Here is a 17,588-nt window from a genome sequence, read left to right on the forward strand (position 1 = left end):
CCCCTGTAGGGATTATTTGTCTGGCGCGATCACTTGGCAGAGCTTGGCGGTGGCGGCGATCATTTGGCCGCTCGGCCGTTCGAGGCCTTTATCGGTGACCAACAGCAGTTTCCCCTGCCTCACCGCTGCCACCTGCGGCCAAGCCCTCCACGCCTCAAGCTGCGCCTGATCACCTGCGAGAATGACCTCGGGATCACGCTGCAACACCGCTTCGACACTCACTTGCGGTGCCGGCAGGCTCAGGTCGCCAAAGACATTGCGCGCACCACACACCTCAAGCGCATCGCTGATGATCTGCCCACCGCCGATGGTATAGAGCGGCTTGTCCCAGACTTGATAAAACACTTTCAGCGGCGTATCCCGGCGATAGCGCTGGCGCAGGCCGTCGAGTTTTCTACGAAGATCCGCCGCACGTTGCACCCCACGTTCCGGGCGCCCCAGTTGCCCGGCGATGTCTTCGATCTGCGTGGTGAGTTGTTCGAACGTATGCGGCTCGGCGACGTAAGTCGGGATGTTCAACCGCTTGAGCTGGTCACGCTGCGCCGGGCCGACACTGCCGGGCCAGAGCAACAGCAGATCGGGTTTGAGGCTGAGCAAACGCTCCATATCGAGTTGGCCATAGCGACCGACTGAGGGAACATTCGCAATCGCAGCAGGCCGATCGCCCGCATCCAGCACGCCAACCAACAGATCGGCCGAATCCAGATCAACGACGATTTCAGAAAGAGACGGCGCGAGACTGACCACGCGCAGAGCGGCCAGCGTCGACCCGCTGACGGCCAGCAGCAGAACCGCCAGCCAGAGACGGCGCATCAGCCGAGTTGACGCGGGATACGGTAGAGGTAGAACAGCACCGCCGTGGACAATGCCAGCAACATCAGCGGTACGGCTTCAAGGCCGACGAATACCGCCAATGCGCCGATCCACGCCGGCAACGCCGCGGCGAGAAAGGCAGTTCGGCGCCGCGCCGCGAGCGCGATCCATGCAGTCGGCTCATCCGGGGTATCGAGGGCTTTTTGCGTGGCGATCAGCGCATGTTTGTAGCGGCCGAAAAATTTCAGGCTGACAAACATTGAGGCAACACCAGCGATAAAGAACGGCATCGCCAGTACCGGCAGGATCGCCTCGCTTTGACCGAACACGGCGTTGAGCACGAACAACGGCACCAGCGCCAGCGTCAGGTATTTCCACCAGTCGACGCTGAGGCGACGGCGCACCTGACCGCGAGTCACGCCCGGTCTACCTCGCCCTGATGCTCATTGCCCATCATGTGGTCGAGTTTGCTGGCCTTCGTCGCCAGGTACAGTTTGTTGTGCGGGTTGTGGCCGGTGTGCAACGGCACGCGCTCGGCGACGACGATGCCCATGTCGGTCAAGGCTTTGACCTTGCGCGGGTTGTTGGTCATCAGACGCAGGGATTTCACACCCAGATGCTCGAGCATCGGCAGGCACATGGCGTAGTCGCGCTGGTCGGCGGCGAAGCCAAGACGCTCGTTGGCTTCAACGGTGTCGGCGCCGCCGTCCTGCAATTCGTAGGCACGGATCTTGTTCAACAGACCGATGCCGCGACCTTCCTGGCGCAGGTACAGCAGGACGCCACGACCTTCGCGAGCGATGGCTTTGAGCGCGCCCTCGAGTTGCGAACCGCAGTCGCAACGCTGGCTGAACAAGGCATCACCCGTCAGGCATTCGGAGTGCAATCGGCCGAGTACCGGGGCTCCGTCGGCAAAATCACCCAGGCTCAGCACGACGTGCTCGCGGCCGGTGGCTTCATCGAGAAAACCATGCATGGTGAATTGCGCAAAAGGCGTTGGCAGCTTGGAAGCGGCGACAAAAACGACAGGCACCGGTGTGCTCCTGATCTAAAAAAGTCTGAAGATTCGCTGGGCGGCATTGTAACAGCAGGTTCCTACAGACGCTTAGGCTGAATTATCGGGCATAACGATCAAAAAGTTTGATGACTCCCGGACAACATGGACCGCTGTAGGAGCTGTCGAGTGAAACGAGGCTGCGATCTTTTGATCCTGATTTTTAAGATCAAGATCAAAAGATCGCAGCGTGCCGCAGCTCCTACAGGGGTTTCGCGTCAGGGCGAACTAAACGGATAAGGCTGCTTCCAGCGCTCGAATACCGGCTTCAGCTCGCCGCTCTTCACCAACTGCTCCATGCGCTGGTCAAACAGCGCCATCAACGTCCGCGCTTGTGGCGTATTGGCGAAACACAGGTACAGCGGCAATTCAGCGATATGAGTGGTGCGGAACTGCGAAGGATCCCTGGCCCGGCTGAGCACATAGTCGATCTCAGTCAGCGCGTCGATGTAATAGTCGGCGCGGTTGTGGGTCAGCATCGACAGAATCCCGGTGCGCCGGACGACTTCGTTATAGCCGCGCACGTTGGGCAAATAATTCTGATAGTCGTAGCCACGTACCCAAGCCAGTCGGTAACTGCCCAAGGTTTCCGGCGTCGGCGCCGGGTTGCTGGCAAGGCCCAGCGCGTAAACGTGGTCGGTGTCGAAATTCCAGCGCGGATAAAGCAGTTCGCTGAATTCTTGATCATAAGAGCCGACACAGGCATCGACCTCGCCGCGCTGGGCCAGCCCCACTGAACGGGTGTACGGCTCGGTGCGAATATTCAGCTTCACCCCGGCCGGCTCGAACACCTTGCGCAAGATATCCCAGCCCAGCCCATGGCCGTCGGCGGCGGTGTAGTCTTCCCAGTCTTCGCTGGCCAGGTGGATGACCGAGGGCGCTGGCACTGATTCCTGCGCACTGGCCACTGTGCCCAGCAGGGCAAAAACCAATAGCACCAACCAGCGTCCAGCCATCCCTAGTTACCTCACTTGACGCCTGGGCCCCACAGGGTCAGGCGAAAATCCACACCAGTCCCTGCATCGCCAGCCAGGCAAACACCCCGGCCAGCACGTCGTCGAGCATGATGCCGACGCCGCCATGGACATGCCGGTCGATCCAGCGAATCGGCCAAGGCTTGAGAATATCGAAGAAGCGGAATACCAGAAAACCCGCGAGCAACCAGTACCAGCCTTCCGGCACCAGCCACAGGGTGATCCACATCCCGACCATTTCGTCCCAGACGATGCCTTCGTGGTCGTGCACCCGCAGATCATCGGCGACCTTGCCGCACAGCCAGAAGCCGAACAGCATGGTGATCCCGAGCATCAGCCAGTAACCCCAGTCGGGCAGCATCTGCCACAACGGGATAAAGGGTAGCGCAACTAACGAGCCCCACGTGCCCGGTGCCTTGGGCAAGGTGCCCGAACCGAAGCCGAACGCGAGGAAATGCCAGGGATTGCGCCAGACAGACGGCGGAACGAATTCGGCCGGAACCTGTTTCGGGTGATCTGTCACGGTGTCTCCTGAAAATGTTGATAACCCCGGATTTGCGGGGTGATGTCGTGGCCGTCTCGATCCAGCAGCACCACGCCCTGCCCCTCTGCCACGCGACCGATCACATGGATCGGCCAACCGGCAGCCAGCAGCGCCGGCAACTCGACAGACGGTAACGTGAATGCCAGCACGTAATCATCGCCACCACTGAGCGCCGCGCGCTCGGCGCCGCGCTGGCCGAGAAACGCCACTAAAGCATCCGACAACGGTACGCGCTCGCGTTCAATCTCAAGCCGCACCTTCGACGCCAGGGCGATGTGCCCGCAGTCAGCGAGCAGGCCATCGGAGATATCCAGCGCTGACGTGGCTTTACCGCGCAGCGCCTGACCGAGGGCCAGTTGCGGTTGCGGCGACCAATAGTGATCGAGCAGCGGCTGGGCGATGTCCGGCGCGGCGTCGCGCTGACCCAATACCAGCGGTAAAGCACCGGCGGCATTGCCCAGTTCACCGCCGACACACAGCAAGTCACCCGGCTGCGCGCCGCTACGGGTCAAGGCCTGACCGGCCGGGACGCGGCCGAACACGGTGACGGTCAAGCTCAACGGCCCGCGCGTGGTATCGCCACCGACCAATGCCACGCCGCAGCTCTGCGCCATGCGGTTCAAACCACGGGCATAGGCTTGCAGCCAATCGGCGGTCACCGTCGGCACAGTCAGGGCAAGGGTAAAGGCAACGGGCGTGGCGCCCATGGCGGCCAGATCGCTGACCGCGACGGCCAGCGAGCGCTGACCGAGCAGAAACGGATCGCAGGGGTCGGCGAAATGCACACCGGCCACCAGCGTATCGGTGGAAATCGCCAGCTGTTCCCCGGGAGGAACTGCCAGCAAGGCGCAGTCGTCGCCGATCCCCAGTGCAACGCCTTCGCCGCCCTGCGCACAGGGCGCGGCGGCGAAGTAATTGCGGATCAGCTCAAACTCGCCCATGACTGAGAAAAAGTATTCAAGCGCCGATCAGCGCTTGAACGCCTTCACTTCAGCTTCACGCAGGCGCGGGGCCAGCTTGTCGAGTACGCCGTTGACGAACTTGTGGCCGTCGGTCGAACCGTAGACTTTCGCCAGTTCGATCCCTTCGTTGATTACCACACGGTACGGCACGTCGACACGTTTGAGCAGCTCCCAGGCGGACAGGCGCAGTACGCACAATTCAACCGGGTCGAGCTCTCCGATGGTCAGATCCAGGCACGGCGCCAACGCGGCGTCGATCTCGGTCAGGCTCGCTGGAACACCGTGCAGGATGTCGTGGAAGTAGCTGGCATCGGCATAGGTAAAATCGTTATCGACGCGAAACTGCGCTTCGATTTCGTTCAGCGAGGTACTGGCCATGTGACGCTGATACAGTGCTTGAGTCGCCAACTGACGGGCAGCCCGGCGCTTCTCGCTTTTCGAAGGCTTGCCGGCGTCCGCTGGACGTGGCTCGCGCGGGTTGAAACGATCGCTTTCGTCGCTAATCACTTGGCCTCCAACTGCGCCAGCAGGCTGACCATTTCCAGAGCGGACAGGGCAGCTTCAGCACCTTTGTTACCGGCCTTGGTGCCGGAACGTTCGATGGCTTGCTCGATGGAATCAACGGTCAGGACACCGAAAGCGACCGGCACGCCGAACTCCATGGACACTTGGGCCAGGCCCTTGGTGCATTCGCCCGCCACGTATTCGAAGTGCGGAGTACCGCCACGAATGACCGCGCCGAGAGCGATGATGGCTGCGAACTCGCCTTTCTGGGCGACTTTCTGCGCAACCAGCGGAATTTCGAAGGCGCCAGGTGCGCGGATGATGGTGATGTCGCTTTCGCTCACGCCGTGGCGAACCAGGGCATCAACTGCACCGCTGACCAAGCTTTCAACGACGAAGCTGTTGAAACGGCCCACTACCAAAGCGTAGCGGCCTTTAGGGGCGATGAAGGTACCTTCGATGGTCTTCAGGGTCATTCGTCAGATCTCTTAAAGAGCCGGGACGCGTTTGCTACGCATCCCTCAGTGATTTATTTGCCGCGAAATCAGGGCCGGAAACAACCGGTCATTATTCGGAGGGCACGTATTCTACAACTTCCAGATCGAAACCGGATATCGCATTAAATTTCATTGGCGCCGACATCAGGCGCATTTTGCGTACGCCAAGGTCGCGCAGGATCTGCGAACCGGCACCAACGATGCTGTAAGTAGTCGGTTTTTTCACCACAGCCTGATCGGCGGTTTCGCGGATGTGCGCCAGCAACACGTCGCCATCGAGCGGGTGACCAAGCAACAGCACCACACCGCTGCCAGCCTCGGCAACCGCCGTCATGGCGGCGCGCAGACTCCAGCGGCCCGGTTGTTTGACCATCAACAGGTCGCGCAGCGGGTCCATGTTGTGTACGCGAACCAGTGTTGGCTCTTCGGCGCAAACGGTGCCCAGCGTCAGGGCCATGTGCACATCGCCTTCCACGGAATCACGATAGGTCACCAGGTTGAAATGGCCCAGTTCGCTGTCCAGTGGCTGCTCGGCAATCCGCTGAACGGTACGTTCGTGGATCATCCGGTAGTGAATCAGGTCGGCAATGGTGCCGATCTTGATGTTGTGTTCGGCGGCGAAGGCTTCCAGTTCGGTGCGACGGGACATGGTGCCGTCGTCGTTCATCACTTCGCAGATCACGCCGCTCGGCTCGAAACCGGCCATGCGCGCCAGGTCGCAAGCGGCTTCGGTGTGGCCGGCACGCGCCAGGGTGCCACCGGCCTGCGCCATCAGCGGGAAGATATGGCCGGGGCTGACGATGTCTTCAGCCTTGGCGTCTTTGGCGGCAGCCGCTTGCACGGTGCGCGCACGGTCGGCGGCGGAAATGCCGGTGGTCACGCCTTCAGCGGCTTCGATCGAGACGGTGAACTTGGTGCCAAAACCGGAACCGTTGCGTGGCGCCATCAGCGGCAGCTTCAGCAGTTCGCAGCGCTCACGGCTCATCGGCATGCAGATCAGGCCACGGGCGTGCTTGGCCATGAAGTTGATGTGCTCGGCCTTGCAGCATTCGGCGGCCATGATCAGGTCGCCTTCGTTCTCGCGGTCTTCGTCATCCATGAGGATGACCATCTTGCCTTGGCGGATGTCTTCAACCAGTTCTTCGATGCTATTGAGCGCCACAAGGCACCCCCTTGGGTCAGGATTTGAGATAGCCGTTGGCGGCCAGAAAGCTTTCAGTGATGCCACCAGCGCTTGGCTCTGCGGCCTTGTCGCCGAGGAGCAGACGCTCCAGATAACGCGCCAGCAAGTCGACTTCCAGGTTCACTCGGCGACCTGGCTTGTAGGAAGCCATGATGGTTTCGCTCAGGGTGTGCGGGATGATTGTCAGCATGAACTCGGCGCCATCGACCGCGTTCACGGTCAGGCTCGTGCCGTCGACGGTGATCGAGCCTTTATGGGCGATGTACTTGGCCAGATCTTTCGGTGCGCGGATGCGAAATTCCACGGCGCGGGCATTATCAGCGCGGGAGACGATTTCACCGACACCGTCGACGTGACCGCTGACCAAGTGCCCGCCGAGACGGGTGGTCGGGGTCAGGGCTTTTTCCAGATTGACCGGGCTGCCGCTTTTCAGGTCGTTCATGGCGGTGCAGTCGAGGGTTTCGCGGCTGACGTCGGCAGCGAAGCCGTCGCCCGGCAGCTCAACGGCCGTCAGGCAGACGCCGTTGACCGCGATGCTGTCGCCGAGTTTGACGTCGCTCAGGTCGAGCTTGCCGGTTTCAACATGCACCCGCACATCACCGCCCTTTGGGGTCAATGCACGGATACTGCCGATGGATTCGATGATGCCGGTAAACATGGGGTTCTCCTTGAGAACGAAGCCAGCGCTAACGCGATGGCCGGGAATTATACGCTCGCCGAAAGGACAGGGATGGCAGTGACTCGCCAGTCATCGCCAACCGCGCGGATTTCAGTGATTTTCAGCTCGGGAGCGTCCTTCATGTAGCTCAGCGGCCAATCCAAAAGCGGACGCGCCGTGGAACCGAGGAACTTGCCCGCGATGAAGATCACGAACTCATCGACCAGACCAAGCTGGGCAAAAGCACCGGCCAGACGAGGGCCGGCCTCGACCAGCACTTCGTTGACGCCACGGTTGGCCAGTTCGATCAGTAATTGATGCAAATCGACCTGACCGTCATCACCCGGCACGATCAAACATTCCGGGCCATTGGCGTATTGCTCTTCGACCGCCATGCAGGTGGCGACCAGCGCCGGGCCAGCCTTGAAGAACGGCGCGTCCAGCGGCACCCGCAGGCGTCCGTCGATCAGCACGCGCAGCGGCGGACGGCTCATGGCCAGTGCGGTTTGCCCGGCATCCAGACCCAGCTCATCAGCGCGCACGGTCAAGCGTGCGCCGTCAGCCAGCACCGTGTCGGCGCCGGTCAGCACCACCGCCGCTTGCGCGCGCAAACGCTGCACCGCCGAACGTGCGGCCGGGCCGGTGATCCATTGACTCTCGCCGCTTTCCATCGCCGTGCGGCCGTCGAGACTCATGGCCAGTTTGACCCGCACGAACGGCAAGCCGTGTTCCATGCGTTTCAGAAAACCCTGATTGAGCTTGCGCGCCTCAGCTTCCAGTACGCCGCCTTCAGTCGCAATGCCGGCATCGGCCAGACGTTGCAAGCCACGGCCCGCCACTTGCGGGTTCGGATCACGCATCGCCGCGACCACCCGAGCCACGCCGGCATTGACCAACGCATCGGCGCACGGCGGGGTGCGGCCATGGTGGCTGCACGGCTCGAGGGTGACGTAAGCGGTCGCCCCCCGGGCCAGCTCACCGGCAGCGCGCAAGGCGTGGACTTCAGCGTGAGGCTCGCCGGCGCGTTCGTGCCAGCCTTCGCCGACGATCTTCCCGTCCCGCACCACCACGCAGCCAACCCGGGGATTAGGATGCGTGGTGTAGTGACCTTTGCGCGCCAGTTCCAGCGCGCGGGCCATGAAGTGGGCGTCGAGGATGGCCTGCTCGGCGGCGCTGGTCATTCTTTCACCGGTTCGCGGGCGAGGCGGTCGATCTCTTCGCGGAACTCGTTGAGGTCCTGGAAGCGCTTGTAGACCGAAGCGAAACGGATGTAGGCGACTTCATCAAGCTTTTGCAGCTCGGCCATCACCAGTTCGCCGACCACGAGGGATTTGACCTCGCGCTCGCCGGTGGCGCGCAGCTTGTGCTTGATGTGAACCAAAGAGGATTCGAGGCGCTCGACGCTCACCGGACGCTTCTCCAGGGCGCGTTGCATGCCCGCGCGGAGTTTTTCTTCGTCGAACGGCTGGCGGCTGCCATCGGTTTTGATCAGGCGCGGCAACACCAGTTCGGCCGTCTCGAATGTCGTGAAACGTTCGCCGCAGGCCAGGCATTCACGCCGGCGGCGCACCTGTTCGCCCTCGGCGACCAGACGCGAGTCGATGACCTTGGTGTCGTTGGCACCGCAGAAGGGACAGTGCATGGTGGCTGGCAACAAAAAAAGGGAGGGCCATGGTAGCGCATCCCGGTGGCAAGACAAGCCATAGGGTTTGCGGTATACAGACTGGCATGATCGTTTGATCCATGGATTTCATTTTGCCGGAGCTGCCAATGTCGTTACGTCCGCTCGTTTTGCTCAGTTTTTTAAGCCTGCTGGTGGCCTGCAGCAGCGATGCGCCCAAGCCTCAGCCGCCCACTCCAGGCCCGGCGCCACAGCAGGCGCAGAAAAAAGCCAAGGAAGCCGCCAACCTCGGCCCGTTGCCGGCGTATCAGCGCGAACTGAGTGGCACCCTGCAAGGTGTGCCGGCCGGTGCCGAAGTCGAACTGGCGCTACTGGTGATCGATGCAAAGGATCGTCCGCAGCAATTGCTCGCCAGTTCCAGCCTGATCGGCAACAACCAGATTCTGCCGTTCCATGTGCGCTTCAACCCCGAGGCCTTCCCGGCCGGGGCGCGGGTTGAACTGCGTGGCCGCGCCAGCCAGTCTGGCCAGTTGATCCTGCATCTGCCGTCGCAAACCATTACCCAGCCGACCACTCAGGCATTGGGCCAACTGCAATTCGTCAAAGCACCATGAATGCACCGCTCGACCTGCAACAGGCGTTGGGTGAACTGCTCGGCGACGCCAGACTGAAAGCCTGTGCGTTGCCGGACACCGATTTGCAGTTGTGGCTGATTGACGGCGACAACATGGCGCGCGAATTCAGCCAGGAAGAAACCCAACGAATTCTGCACGAGCCGCCCTACTGGAGCTTTTGCTGGGCCAGTGGTCTGGCAGTAGCCCGTTATCTGGCCGAGTTTCCCGAGTGGGTGCGCGGCAAACGCGTCCTGGATTTTGGCGCCGGTTCGGGAATTGCCGGGATTGCGGCGGTGAAGGCCGGGGCGTTGGAAGTGGTGGCCTGCGATCTCGATCCGCTGGCGATCGCGGCGTGTCGGGCGAATGCCGAACTCAACGATGTGCAGATGAGTTATTCGACGGATTTCTTCGCCGAAGCGGATCGCTTTGATCTGATCCTGGTGGCTGATGTGTTGTATGACCGGGCGAATCTGCCGTTGCTCGATGCGTTTCTCAGCCGTGGCCGTGAAGCGCTGGTGGCCGATTCGCGGGTTCGGGATTTTCGCCATCCGTTGTATGAGCGCATTGAAATGCTTGAGGCGATGACCTTGCCAGATCTGGCGGAGCCGGAAGAGTTTCGGCATGTGAGCCTTTACCACGCGCGTCGCGATCTTTTGCGCCACCCCTTATAGTGCGTTCATTGACGCTTAAAAGAGATCCCCCATGAGTCAACAAACGCCGTACATCTTCGACGCCACGACTGCCGATTTCGACCAGTCGGTGATCGAGGCTTCCTTCAATAAACCCGTGCTGGTGGATTTCTGGGCCGAATGGTGTGCGCCGTGCAAGGCGCTGATGCCGATGCTGCAAGGCATTGCCGAGAGCTATCAGGGCGAGTTACTGCTGGCCAAGGTCAACTGTGACATCGAGCAGGACATCGTGGCCCGCTTCGGCATTCGCAGCCTGCCGACCGTGGTGCTGTTCAAGGACGGTCAACCGGTCGACGGTTTTGCCGGCGCGCAACCGGAATCCGCCGTACGTGCCTTGCTCGAACCCCATGTGCAGATGCCGGCGCCGACTGCTGCCGATCCGTTCGAACAGGCTCAGGCCTTGTTCGATGACGGTCGTTACGCCGATGCCGAAGCCGCGCTGGTGATCATGCTCAACGAAGACAACACCAACGCCAAGGCATTGATCCTGTACGCCCGCTGCCTGACCGAGCGCGGTGAACTGGACGAAGCGCAAACCGTGCTCGACGCGGTCAAGAGCGATGAGCATAAAGCCGCGCTCGCCGGGGCGAAGGCGCAGATCAAATTCCTGGGCCTTGCCCGCGACCTGCCGGACGCTGCCGACCTGAAAACCCGTCTGGCGCAAAACCCGCAGGACGATGAAGCGGTGTATCAACTGGCGATTCAGCAACTGGCTCGTCAGCAATACGAAGCGGCTCTGGATGCCTTGCTCAAGCTGTTCATCCGTAATCGCAGCTACGGCGAAGGTTTGCCGCACAAGACGTTGTTGCAGGTGTTCGAGTTGTTGGGCAACGATCACCCTCTGGTGACCGCCTACCGTCGCAAGTTGTTTGCCGCGCTGTACTAAGCGTTTACTCGATCCAGCTGTAGAGCGGCGTATCCCCGCCGCTCACCACTTTCACATCCGAACTGTGCCGCAGCCGCACCAGCAAGCGTTTGCCTGCCCCTGCGCTGCCGGTCAGGCCTTCCAGTTGTTCGAGCAGATCCGGCCCGCTGAGTTGCCCGGCCTTGCGCAGCAAATTCCGGGCAGCCTGCCACAACGCATCGTCCTGATTCAGCGGTTTCGCCGCTGGCGCCGAAGCGGCCACCGCTTGAGCGATATGCGGCTGATCGCCAAGGGCTGAGCCCAGCTTCGCCCAGTCGCTGTCATCCAGTTCCACCGTCAAATCCACCGGCACGTCGCCGACGGTTCCACGTATCCGCAACATTGAGTTCGCTCCCACATATTTCTGACCTGCATGCTCCCACGGGACTTGTGTAACGCCAAGCGCACGGGCAAACTCTGCGCACTTTCGTTATAAGATTACATAACAAACTCTTCACTTTACTTCCCGGAGACCGCCATGCGTCGTCTGATGCTCGCTTTGCCGTTTGCCCTGTTGCCGCTGGCCATCGCCCATGCTGCCGATGAGCATGACCACGATCATGAACACGGCAGCCTTGGCGCGCACGAACATGGCGTCGGTCGTTTGAACGCCGCGCTGGATGGTCAGACTCTGGAACTGGAGCTGGAAAGCCCGGCGATGAACCTGGTCGGTTTCGAACACGCCGCCACCACGGATGCCGACAAGGCCAAAGTCGCCGCCGCCCGCGCCCAACTGGAAAAGCCTCTGACGCTGTTCAAGCTGCCAGCCGCTGCCGGTTGCAAAGTGGTGAGTCAGGAACTGGAAAGTCCGTTGTTCGGTGACAAGCCGGATGCCGATGATCACGACGACGGTGAAGCGGGCAAGGACGGCCACGAGCATCATCACGACCACAGTGAAATCCACGCGCACTATCAGTTCAAGTGCGCAGCTCCGGGCGCCTTGAAGACGCTGGATCTGGCGAACATTTTCAGCACCTTCCCGGCGACGCAGAAAATTCAGGTACAACTGATCAGTGCCAGCGGTCAGCAAGGCACCGAAGTGACGGCCAAGGCTGCTGCGCTGAAGTTCTGATTCCAACGCTGCCCTGTGCAGGAGCTGCCGAAGGCTGCTCCTGCAGGGGCTATGAAAATTTTTGAAACTGGCGCCATGACCCAAGCACTCATCGAACTGTCCGACCTGGGCTTCAGTTGGCCCGGCCACCCGCCGCTGCTGGACATCCCGGCGTTTCGTCTGGAGCCGGGTGAAACCCTGTTCCTCAAAGGCCCCAGCGGCAGCGGCAAGACCACCCTGCTCGGCCTGCTCGGCGGTGTGCAGAAACCCGATCGTGGCAGCATTCGCCTGCTCGGCCAGGAACTGACCGCACTGTCCGCCGGCGCCCGCGACACCTTCCGCGTCGATCACACCGGCTATATCTTCCAGCAGTTCAACCTGCTGCCGTTTCTCTCGGTGCGTGAGAACGTCGAACTGCCCTGCCACTTCTCCAGGCTGCGGGCCGAACGGGCGAAGCAGCGTCACGGCAGCGTCGATCAAGCCGCCGCCACCCTGCTTGCTCACTTGGGTTTGAAGGACGAAAGCATCCTCAGTCGCCGCGCCGACTCGTTGTCGATCGGCCAGCAACAAAGGGTCGCCGCCGCCCGTGCCTTGATCGGACAGCCGGAACTGGTGATCGCAGACGAACCGACCTCGGCGCTGGATTACGACGCTCGGGAAAACTTCATTCGCCTGTTGTTCGCCGAATGCCGCGAGGCCGGTTCGAGTCTGTTGTTCGTTAGCCACGACCAAAGTCTGGCGCCGCTGTTCGACCGTCACCTGTCCCTGGCCGAACTCAATCGCGCCGCCACGTCTGCCGAGGTCTGAGATGTATCTGTTTCGTCTGGCCATGGCCAGCCTGGCCAACCGCCGCTTCACCGCGTTGCTCACCGCATTCGCCATCGCCCTGTCGGTCTGCTTGCTGCTCGCCGTCGAGCGGGTGCGCACCGAGGCCAAAGCCAGTTTCGCCAGCACCATCAGCGGCACTGACTTGATCGTCGGCGCCCGTTCCGGCTCGGTGAATCTGCTGCTGTACTCGGTGTTTCGCATCGGCAACGCCACCAACAACATCCGCTGGGACAGCTTCGAACACTTCGCCAACAACCCGAAAGTGAAGTGGGCGATCCCGATGTCCCTCGGCGATTCCCATCGTGGCTACCGGGTGATGGGCACCACCGAAGCGTATTTCGAGCATTACCAGTACGGCCGCCAGCAGCACCTGCAACTGGCCGATGGCCGCGCGTTTGCCACCGATCCGTTTGAAGTGGTGCTCGGCGCCGAAGTCGCCGACGCGCTGCATTACAAGCTTGGCGACAAACTGGTCCTGGCCCATGGCGTAGCGGCGATCAGTCTGGTCAAACACGATGACAAACCGTTCACCGTGGTCGGCATTCTGAAGCGCACCGGCACCCCGGTGGATCGCACGTTGCACATCAGCCTCGGCGGCATGGAGGCGATTCACATCGACTGGCACGACGGCGTGCCGGCGCGGGGCAACGGGCGGATCACGGCCGATCAGGCGCGCAACATGGACCTGGCGCCGCAAGCGATCACCGCGTTCATGCTTGGCCTCAACAGCAAGATTTCCACTTTCGCGCTGCAACGCGAGATCAATGAATTCCGTGGTGAGCCAATGCTGGCGATCCTGCCGGGTGTGGCCTTGCAGGAGTTGTGGAGCCTGATGAGCACCGCCGAGAAAGCGCTGTTCGTAGTCTCGCTGTTCGTGGTGCTGACCGGTTTGATCGGCATGCTCACGGCGATTCTCACCAGCCTTAACGAGCGTCGCCGCGAGATGGCGATTCTGCGTTCGGTCGGTGCGCGGCCGTGGCACATCGCGAGTCTGCTGGTGCTGGAAGCCTTTGCCTTGGCGTTGACCGGGGTGATCGCCGGGCTGGCGTTGCTGTATATCGGCATCGCTGCTGCGCAGGGTTATGTGCAGGCCAATTACGGATTGTTCCTGCCGCTGGCGTGGCCGAGCGAGTATGAATGGACGCTGCTCGGTGGCATTCTGGCGGCCGCGCTGCTGATGGGCAGCGTGCCGGCCTGGCGCGCGTATCGCCAATCCTTGGCCGATGGCCTGTCGATTCGTTTATGAGGATGTTTTCCATGCCCCGCGCCGTGCTCGCGCTGTTGTTGCTGGTCGCCCTGCCCGTGTGGGCGGCGGCGCCGAAAGATTTGACCTGGTCGGAAATGATCCCGCCGGACGCGGCGCCGGAAGTGCCGAACATGACCCCGCTGCACGATCTGTCGAAGATGAGCGATGCGCTGTCTGCCGAAGCCGCGCCAGCGGCGAAACAGGACATGCCGAATGCTCCGGTTGTGCAATCACTCGATGGTCAGAACATTCGTCTGCCGGGCTACATCGTGCCGCTGGAGGTCAATGAAGAAGGACGCACCACGGACTTCTTGCTGGTGCCGTATTTCGGCGCCTGCATCCATGTGCCGCCACCGCCGTCGAACCAGATCGTGCATGTGAAAAGCGAGTTGGGCGTGAAGCTCGATGAGTTGTATCAGCCGTATTGGGTCGAAGGGCCGATGCAGGTTAAAGCGTCGAGCAGCGAACTGGCGGATGCCGGGTATCAGATGGAGGCGGACAAGATTTATGTGTATGAACTGCCGGAGTGAATCCGACAGTTCTGTGTTGTTTGTAAGGGCCTCATCGCTGGCAAAGGTTCCACAAAAGCCTGCCCCTTCACTGTTTCATTGAGCTGAGTCAAAAGACCGTATCAGTTGGCTTCGTACCATAGGACATCAGAAACTTTTAACGTCCTTTTGGAGCCCCCATGAACAAGTCCTTGCTCAGCGCCTCGCTGTTTGCCCTCGCGCTCGCAGCCCCGCTCGCCCACGCTCACGAAGCCGGCGACATCCTGATTCGTGCCGGTGCAATCACCGTCAACCCGAAGGCCGACAGCTCCAGCGTCAAGGTCGATCAGGGTCCGCTGAGCGGCACCAATCTGGGCGGCAAGGCGACCATGAGCAGCGACACTCAACTGGGCCTGAACTTCGCTTACATGCTCACCAACCACGTCGGTATCGAGCTGCTCGCCGCCACGCCGTTCGAACATGATGTGAAGATCAAAGGCACTGCCCTGCCAGCAGCAAACGGCAAACTCGGTACGCTGAAACACCTGCCACCGACCCTCAGCGTCGTCTACTACCCGCTGGATTCGAAGTCGCCGTTTCAACCGTATGTCGGCGGCGGCATCAACTACACCTGGATTTATGACGAGCACGTCGGCAGCGAAGCCAGCGCCAATGGTTTCAGCAATTTCAAGGCGAAGAATTCCTGGGGGCTGGCGTGGCAAGTGGGTGCGGACTACATGCTGACCGACAACATCATGCTCAACGCTCAAGTGCGCTACATCGATATCGATACTCGCGCGACTGTGGAGAACAACGCTGTGGCGCCGGGCACTCGCGCACGGGTGAACGTGGATGTGGATCCGTTCATCTACATGGTGGGTTTGGGCTATAAGTTCTAAGCCCGGTTTACAGAACGTTCACGTGGTGGTGAATGAGGCTTGGTGGTGAGCAGCTTGAACTGAAGGCGACTGCTGCGCAGTCGATCGGGGATAAATCCCCTCGCCACAGGGATTGAGATAAATTTCGGCCGTGAAAAAGGCGCCTGTCAAAAGGCGCCTTTTTCATGTCTGCGGTAATGCTATTTTCCGAGCAACCGCGCCAGCCCCACGCTCATCGGCGTCTGCTGTGGCAGTTTGAACCGCTCCAGCAACCGCCGATTGTTCGCCCGCGAGTGGCGGATGTCGCCGGAGCGTGCCGGGCCGTAGCTGACCGCTGGCAACTCGCCGACCACTGATTGCAGGGCTACAAGCATCTGCTTGAGGCTCATCGCCTCGTTCCAGCCAACATTCACAGGTCCCACGTCCACATCAGGCTTTTCGATCGCCTGCACCAGAATATCGACCAGATCCTCGACATAGAGGAAATCACGCGTCTGCTCACCATCGCCGAACACGGTGATCGGGAGACCTTTCTGCGCGCGTTCGCTGAAAATGCTGATCACACCGGAGTACGGCGAGGACGGATCCTGACGCGGCCCGAAGATGTTGAAGAAGCGGAAGATCGCCGGTTCCAGACCATGCTGGCGACGGTAGAAATCGAAGTAATGCTCGCCGGCCAGTTTGTCCGACGCGTAGGGCGTCAGCGGAGCCTTTGGCGTGTCTTCATCGATCGACTCGCCCTCGCCATTGTTGCCGTACACCGCTGCGCTGGAGGCGTACAACACACGCTTGACCCCGGCCAGACGCATGGCTTCGCAGACATTCAAGGTGCCGATGAAGTTGCTCTGGTGAGTCTTCACCGGATCATCCACCGACGCCTGCACCGAAGCCACCGCCGCCAGGTGGGCGACTGCGCTGCAGCCTTGCATCGCCTGGGCAACGAGCGCAGCGTCGGCGACATCGCCAACGATCAATTCAACCTTGGGATTGTCCAGCGGCAGGTTGCTGCGCTTGCCGGTCGACAGATCGTCCAGCACCCGAACCGAATGCCCTTTGGCGAGCAAGGCGTCGGTCAGATGCGAGCCGATGAAACCGGCTCCGCCGGTGATTAAAACAGTACCTTCAGCCATGACGGTAGAACCTATCCAGTAAGCCCGGGAGCGCGGCACGCCAGGCGCGCGGTTTGATCCCGAAAGTGTGCAGAATTTTCTTGCAGGCGAGCACCGCGTGTTGCGGTTCTTCGGCGGCGTCCGGTCGCGCGGCGTGGGCCTGGGCGGTCGGCGCTTCGATGGCCAGTGCGTGCAGGCTGCGGGCCTCGGTCAGAATCGCCTGACCCAGCGCCAGCGGTGTGGTCGCCTCGTGGCCGGCGTAGTGATAAGTGCCCCACAGCGGCGCTGCGCAATCGAGTTGCTTGAGCACCGAAATGATCACCCGGGCGGCGTCGTCGACCGGTGTTGGATTACCCCGGCGATCATCCGCCATGAGCAATTCTTCCGGTTGCTCGGCGCGGGCAAGGAAACGTCCGAGGGTGCCGTCGGGGCTGTCATCAAGCAGCCAGCCGAAACGCAGCAACACGTGTTGCGGGCACGTCGCGCGAACACTTTGTTCGATGCGCCACAACGCTTGACCGCGCAGGCCCAGCGGCACCGGTTCGTCTTTTTCGCTGTAGGCGGTGGCACGCGAGCCGTCGAACACCCGATAACTGGAGGGTTGCACAAGGACGATGTTGTGATGCTGGCACAGTTCGGCCAGCCGCTCGATCGCGCGTTCCTGCCCGGCCATGCGGCTTTCGCTGACAGTCTCGGCCTGGAACCAGTCGAAATAGTAGGCAAGGTTGATCAACGCATCGGGACGGGTGTCGTCGAGCAGTTGCGTCAGGCTCGCGGCATCCCAGCCGTCTTCGGGGGGGCGGGGGGCGAGGAAACCGATGTCTTCTTCCGCACCGAGGCGAATCAGCGCCTGCCCAAGGGCATTTCCGCCGCCCAGTAACATAAGGCGCATTCGCATAGAGTCAGCAGGCCCAGTCTGATTGGAACGATGGCTTTGGCGACGATGCTTGTGGCGCCGTCGTCGATCATTG

Annotated in this window: 23 protein-coding genes; 8 read left to right on the top strand and 15 right to left on the bottom strand. The window is 61.3% G+C overall.

The window, feature by feature from the left end:
- Nucleotides 1-12: 12 nt before the first annotated feature.
- The 12 genes from ACA069_RS25230 to nrdR form a co-directional block, all read right to left on the bottom strand.
- On the bottom strand, nt 13-813 hold the full coding sequence (locus ACA069_RS25230) for a cobalamin-binding protein (protein ID WP_401270288.1): 801 nt from the start codon (nt 811-813) through the stop codon (nt 13-15).
- On the bottom strand, nt 813-1,232 hold the full coding sequence (locus ACA069_RS25235) for an MFS transporter (RefSeq protein WP_401270285.1): 420 nt from the start codon (nt 1,230-1,232) through the stop codon (nt 813-815). The genes ACA069_RS25230 and ACA069_RS25235 overlap by 1 nt, the downstream gene beginning before the upstream one ends.
- Complete coding sequence (gene ribA, locus ACA069_RS25240) at nt 1,229-1,846, bottom strand: GTP cyclohydrolase II (RefSeq protein WP_095188498.1); 618 nt, start codon at nt 1,844-1,846, stop codon at nt 1,229-1,231. The genes ACA069_RS25235 and ribA overlap by 4 nt, the downstream gene beginning before the upstream one ends.
- Before the next feature lie 239 nt (nt 1,847-2,085).
- Complete coding sequence (locus ACA069_RS25245; RefSeq protein ID WP_187678783.1) at nt 2,086-2,823, bottom strand: substrate-binding periplasmic protein; 738 nt, start codon at nt 2,821-2,823, stop codon at nt 2,086-2,088.
- A gap of 37 nt (nt 2,824-2,860) precedes the next feature.
- Nucleotides 2,861-3,364, bottom strand: a complete 504-nt coding sequence (locus ACA069_RS25250; RefSeq protein ID WP_007910933.1) for a phosphatidylglycerophosphatase A family protein — start codon at nt 3,362-3,364, stop codon at nt 2,861-2,863.
- A complete protein-coding gene (thiL, locus tag ACA069_RS25255; RefSeq protein ID WP_497615439.1) occupies nt 3,361-4,326 on the bottom strand; it encodes a thiamine-phosphate kinase in 966 nt (321 codons plus the stop codon). The genes ACA069_RS25250 and thiL overlap by 4 nt, the downstream gene beginning before the upstream one ends.
- Before the next feature lie 27 nt (nt 4,327-4,353).
- Nucleotides 4,354-4,854, bottom strand: coding sequence for a transcription antitermination factor NusB (gene nusB, locus ACA069_RS25260; protein ID WP_489879899.1), 501 nt, complete (start codon nt 4,852-4,854; stop codon nt 4,354-4,356).
- The gene (ribH, locus tag ACA069_RS25265; protein ID WP_003228649.1) at nt 4,851-5,327 is read right to left on the bottom strand and encodes a 6,7-dimethyl-8-ribityllumazine synthase; all 477 of its coding nucleotides are present in this window, start codon (nt 5,325-5,327) and stop codon (nt 4,851-4,853) included. The genes nusB and ribH overlap by 4 nt, the downstream gene beginning before the upstream one ends.
- A 91-nt stretch (nt 5,328-5,418) precedes the next feature.
- Nucleotides 5,419-6,510 carry a bifunctional 3,4-dihydroxy-2-butanone-4-phosphate synthase/GTP cyclohydrolase II gene (gene ribBA, locus ACA069_RS25270; RefSeq protein WP_187678779.1) on the bottom strand — a complete coding sequence of 364 codons (1,092 nt, stop codon included), beginning with the start codon at nt 6,508-6,510 and terminating at the stop codon, nt 5,419-5,421.
- Nucleotides 6,511-6,526: 16 nt separating this feature from the next.
- Entirely contained in the window at nt 6,527-7,189 is a 663-nt protein-coding gene (locus ACA069_RS25275; RefSeq protein WP_489879898.1) for a riboflavin synthase, read from the bottom strand.
- A 47-nt stretch (nt 7,190-7,236) separates the two neighbouring features.
- Nucleotides 7,237-8,370, bottom strand: coding sequence for a bifunctional diaminohydroxyphosphoribosylaminopyrimidine deaminase/5-amino-6-(5-phosphoribosylamino)uracil reductase RibD (ribD, locus tag ACA069_RS25280; RefSeq protein ID WP_497615440.1), 1,134 nt, complete (start codon nt 8,368-8,370; stop codon nt 7,237-7,239).
- On the bottom strand, nt 8,367-8,831 hold the full coding sequence (nrdR, locus tag ACA069_RS25285; RefSeq protein WP_007910946.1) for a transcriptional regulator NrdR: 465 nt from the start codon (nt 8,829-8,831) through the stop codon (nt 8,367-8,369). The genes ribD and nrdR overlap by 4 nt, the downstream gene beginning before the upstream one ends.
- Nucleotides 8,832-8,959: 128 nt before the next feature.
- On the opposite strand from nrdR, the gene ACA069_RS25290 reads away from it, so the two are divergent.
- The 3 genes from ACA069_RS25290 to trxA are packed head-to-tail and all read left to right on the top strand — an operon-like array spanning nt 8,960 to nt 10,999.
- Nucleotides 8,960-9,424 (top strand): hypothetical protein, encoded by a 465-nt coding sequence (locus tag ACA069_RS25290; RefSeq protein ID WP_497615441.1) that lies wholly within the window; start codon nt 8,960-8,962, stop codon nt 9,422-9,424.
- Nucleotides 9,421-10,095, top strand: a complete 675-nt coding sequence (locus tag ACA069_RS25295) for a class I SAM-dependent methyltransferase (RefSeq protein WP_187678775.1) — start codon at nt 9,421-9,423, stop codon at nt 10,093-10,095. The genes ACA069_RS25290 and ACA069_RS25295 overlap by 4 nt, the downstream gene beginning before the upstream one ends.
- Nucleotides 10,096-10,126: 31 nt before the next feature.
- On the top strand, nt 10,127-10,999 hold the full coding sequence (gene trxA, locus ACA069_RS25300) for a thioredoxin (RefSeq protein WP_489879894.1): 873 nt from the start codon (nt 10,127-10,129) through the stop codon (nt 10,997-10,999).
- Nucleotides 11,000-11,003: 4 nt separating this feature from the next.
- On the opposite strand, the gene ACA069_RS25305 is transcribed toward trxA, so the two are convergent.
- Nucleotides 11,004-11,360, bottom strand: a complete 357-nt coding sequence (locus ACA069_RS25305) for a hypothetical protein (RefSeq protein WP_497615442.1) — start codon at nt 11,358-11,360, stop codon at nt 11,004-11,006.
- Between the two features lie 135 nt (nt 11,361-11,495).
- On the opposite strand from ACA069_RS25305, the gene ACA069_RS25310 reads away from it, so the two are divergent.
- From ACA069_RS25310 to ACA069_RS25330, 5 genes are all read left to right on the top strand, one after another.
- The gene (locus ACA069_RS25310) at nt 11,496-12,089 is read left to right on the top strand and encodes a DUF2796 domain-containing protein (RefSeq protein ID WP_497615443.1); all 594 of its coding nucleotides are present in this window, start codon (nt 11,496-11,498) and stop codon (nt 12,087-12,089) included.
- Nucleotides 12,090-12,164: 75 nt separating this feature from the next.
- The gene (locus tag ACA069_RS25315; RefSeq protein ID WP_187678771.1) at nt 12,165-12,875 is read left to right on the top strand and encodes an ABC transporter ATP-binding protein; all 711 of its coding nucleotides are present in this window, start codon (nt 12,165-12,167) and stop codon (nt 12,873-12,875) included.
- Between the two features lies 1 nt (nt 12,876).
- A complete protein-coding gene (locus ACA069_RS25320; RefSeq protein ID WP_497615444.1) occupies nt 12,877-14,142 on the top strand; it encodes an ABC transporter permease in 1,266 nt (421 codons plus the stop codon).
- Between the two features lie 11 nt (nt 14,143-14,153).
- Nucleotides 14,154-14,672 carry a DUF3299 domain-containing protein gene (locus tag ACA069_RS25325; protein WP_187678769.1) on the top strand — a complete coding sequence of 173 codons (519 nt, stop codon included), beginning with the start codon at nt 14,154-14,156 and terminating at the stop codon, nt 14,670-14,672.
- A gap of 158 nt (nt 14,673-14,830) precedes the next feature.
- On the top strand, nt 14,831-15,529 hold the full coding sequence (locus tag ACA069_RS25330) for an OmpW/AlkL family protein (protein ID WP_187678768.1): 699 nt from the start codon (nt 14,831-14,833) through the stop codon (nt 15,527-15,529).
- Between the two features lie 179 nt (nt 15,530-15,708).
- Here the strand turns inward: ACA069_RS25330 and pgnE are convergent, their stop codons facing one another.
- Entirely contained in the window at nt 15,709-16,638 is a 930-nt protein-coding gene (gene pgnE / locus ACA069_RS25335) for a UDP-N-acetylglucosamine epimerase PgnE (RefSeq protein WP_489879890.1), read from the bottom strand.
- Entirely contained in the window at nt 16,631-17,515 is an 885-nt protein-coding gene (locus tag ACA069_RS25340) for a sugar nucleotide-binding protein (RefSeq protein WP_100847084.1), read from the bottom strand. Before ACA069_RS25340 ends, pgnE begins: the two co-directional genes overlap by 8 nt.
- Nucleotides 17,516-17,588 lie beyond the last annotated feature (73 nt).

It is taken from the genome of Pseudomonas sp. LBUM1652 (assembly GCF_059716105.1).

Bases quoted from the DNA above. Each gene is read 5' to 3' on its own strand.
- ACA069_RS25315 (WP_187678771.1), top strand. From the start codon at position 12,165: ATGACCCAAGCACTCATCGAACTGTCCGACCTGGGCTTCAGTTGGCCC.
- ACA069_RS25275 (WP_489879898.1), bottom strand. From the start codon at position 7,189: ATGTTTACCGGCATCATCGAATCCATCGGCAGTATCCGTGCATTGACC.
- pgnE (WP_489879890.1), bottom strand. From the start codon at position 16,638: ATGGCTGAAGGTACTGTTTTAATCACCGGCGGAGCCGGTTTCATCGGC.
- ACA069_RS25325 (WP_187678769.1), top strand. From the start codon at position 14,154: ATGCCCCGCGCCGTGCTCGCGCTGTTGTTGCTGGTCGCCCTGCCCGTG.
- ACA069_RS25245 (WP_187678783.1), bottom strand. From the start codon at position 2,823: ATGGCTGGACGCTGGTTGGTGCTATTGGTTTTTGCCCTGCTGGGCACA.
- ACA069_RS25330 (WP_187678768.1), top strand. From the start codon at position 14,831: ATGAACAAGTCCTTGCTCAGCGCCTCGCTGTTTGCCCTCGCGCTCGCA.
- nrdR (WP_007910946.1), bottom strand. From the start codon at position 8,831: ATGCACTGTCCCTTCTGCGGTGCCAACGACACCAAGGTCATCGACTCG.
- ACA069_RS25290 (WP_497615441.1), top strand. From the start codon at position 8,960: ATGTCGTTACGTCCGCTCGTTTTGCTCAGTTTTTTAAGCCTGCTGGTG.
- trxA (WP_489879894.1), top strand. From the start codon at position 10,127: ATGAGTCAACAAACGCCGTACATCTTCGACGCCACGACTGCCGATTTC.
- ACA069_RS25295 (WP_187678775.1), top strand. From the start codon at position 9,421: ATGAATGCACCGCTCGACCTGCAACAGGCGTTGGGTGAACTGCTCGGC.
- ACA069_RS25230 (WP_401270288.1), bottom strand. From the start codon at position 813: ATGCGCCGTCTCTGGCTGGCGGTTCTGCTGCTGGCCGTCAGCGGGTCG.
- ribD (WP_497615440.1), bottom strand. From the start codon at position 8,370: ATGACCAGCGCCGCCGAGCAGGCCATCCTCGACGCCCACTTCATGGCC.
- ACA069_RS25310 (WP_497615443.1), top strand. From the start codon at position 11,496: ATGCGTCGTCTGATGCTCGCTTTGCCGTTTGCCCTGTTGCCGCTGGCC.
- ACA069_RS25340 (WP_100847084.1), bottom strand. From the start codon at position 17,515: ATGCGAATGCGCCTTATGTTACTGGGCGGCGGAAATGCCCTTGGGCAG.
- ACA069_RS25320 (WP_497615444.1), top strand. From the start codon at position 12,877: ATGTATCTGTTTCGTCTGGCCATGGCCAGCCTGGCCAACCGCCGCTTC.
- ribH (WP_003228649.1), bottom strand. From the start codon at position 5,327: ATGACCCTGAAGACCATCGAAGGTACCTTCATCGCCCCTAAAGGCCGC.
- ACA069_RS25305 (WP_497615442.1), bottom strand. From the start codon at position 11,360: ATGTTGCGGATACGTGGAACCGTCGGCGACGTGCCGGTGGATTTGACG.
- thiL (WP_497615439.1), bottom strand. From the start codon at position 4,326: ATGGGCGAGTTTGAGCTGATCCGCAATTACTTCGCCGCCGCGCCCTGT.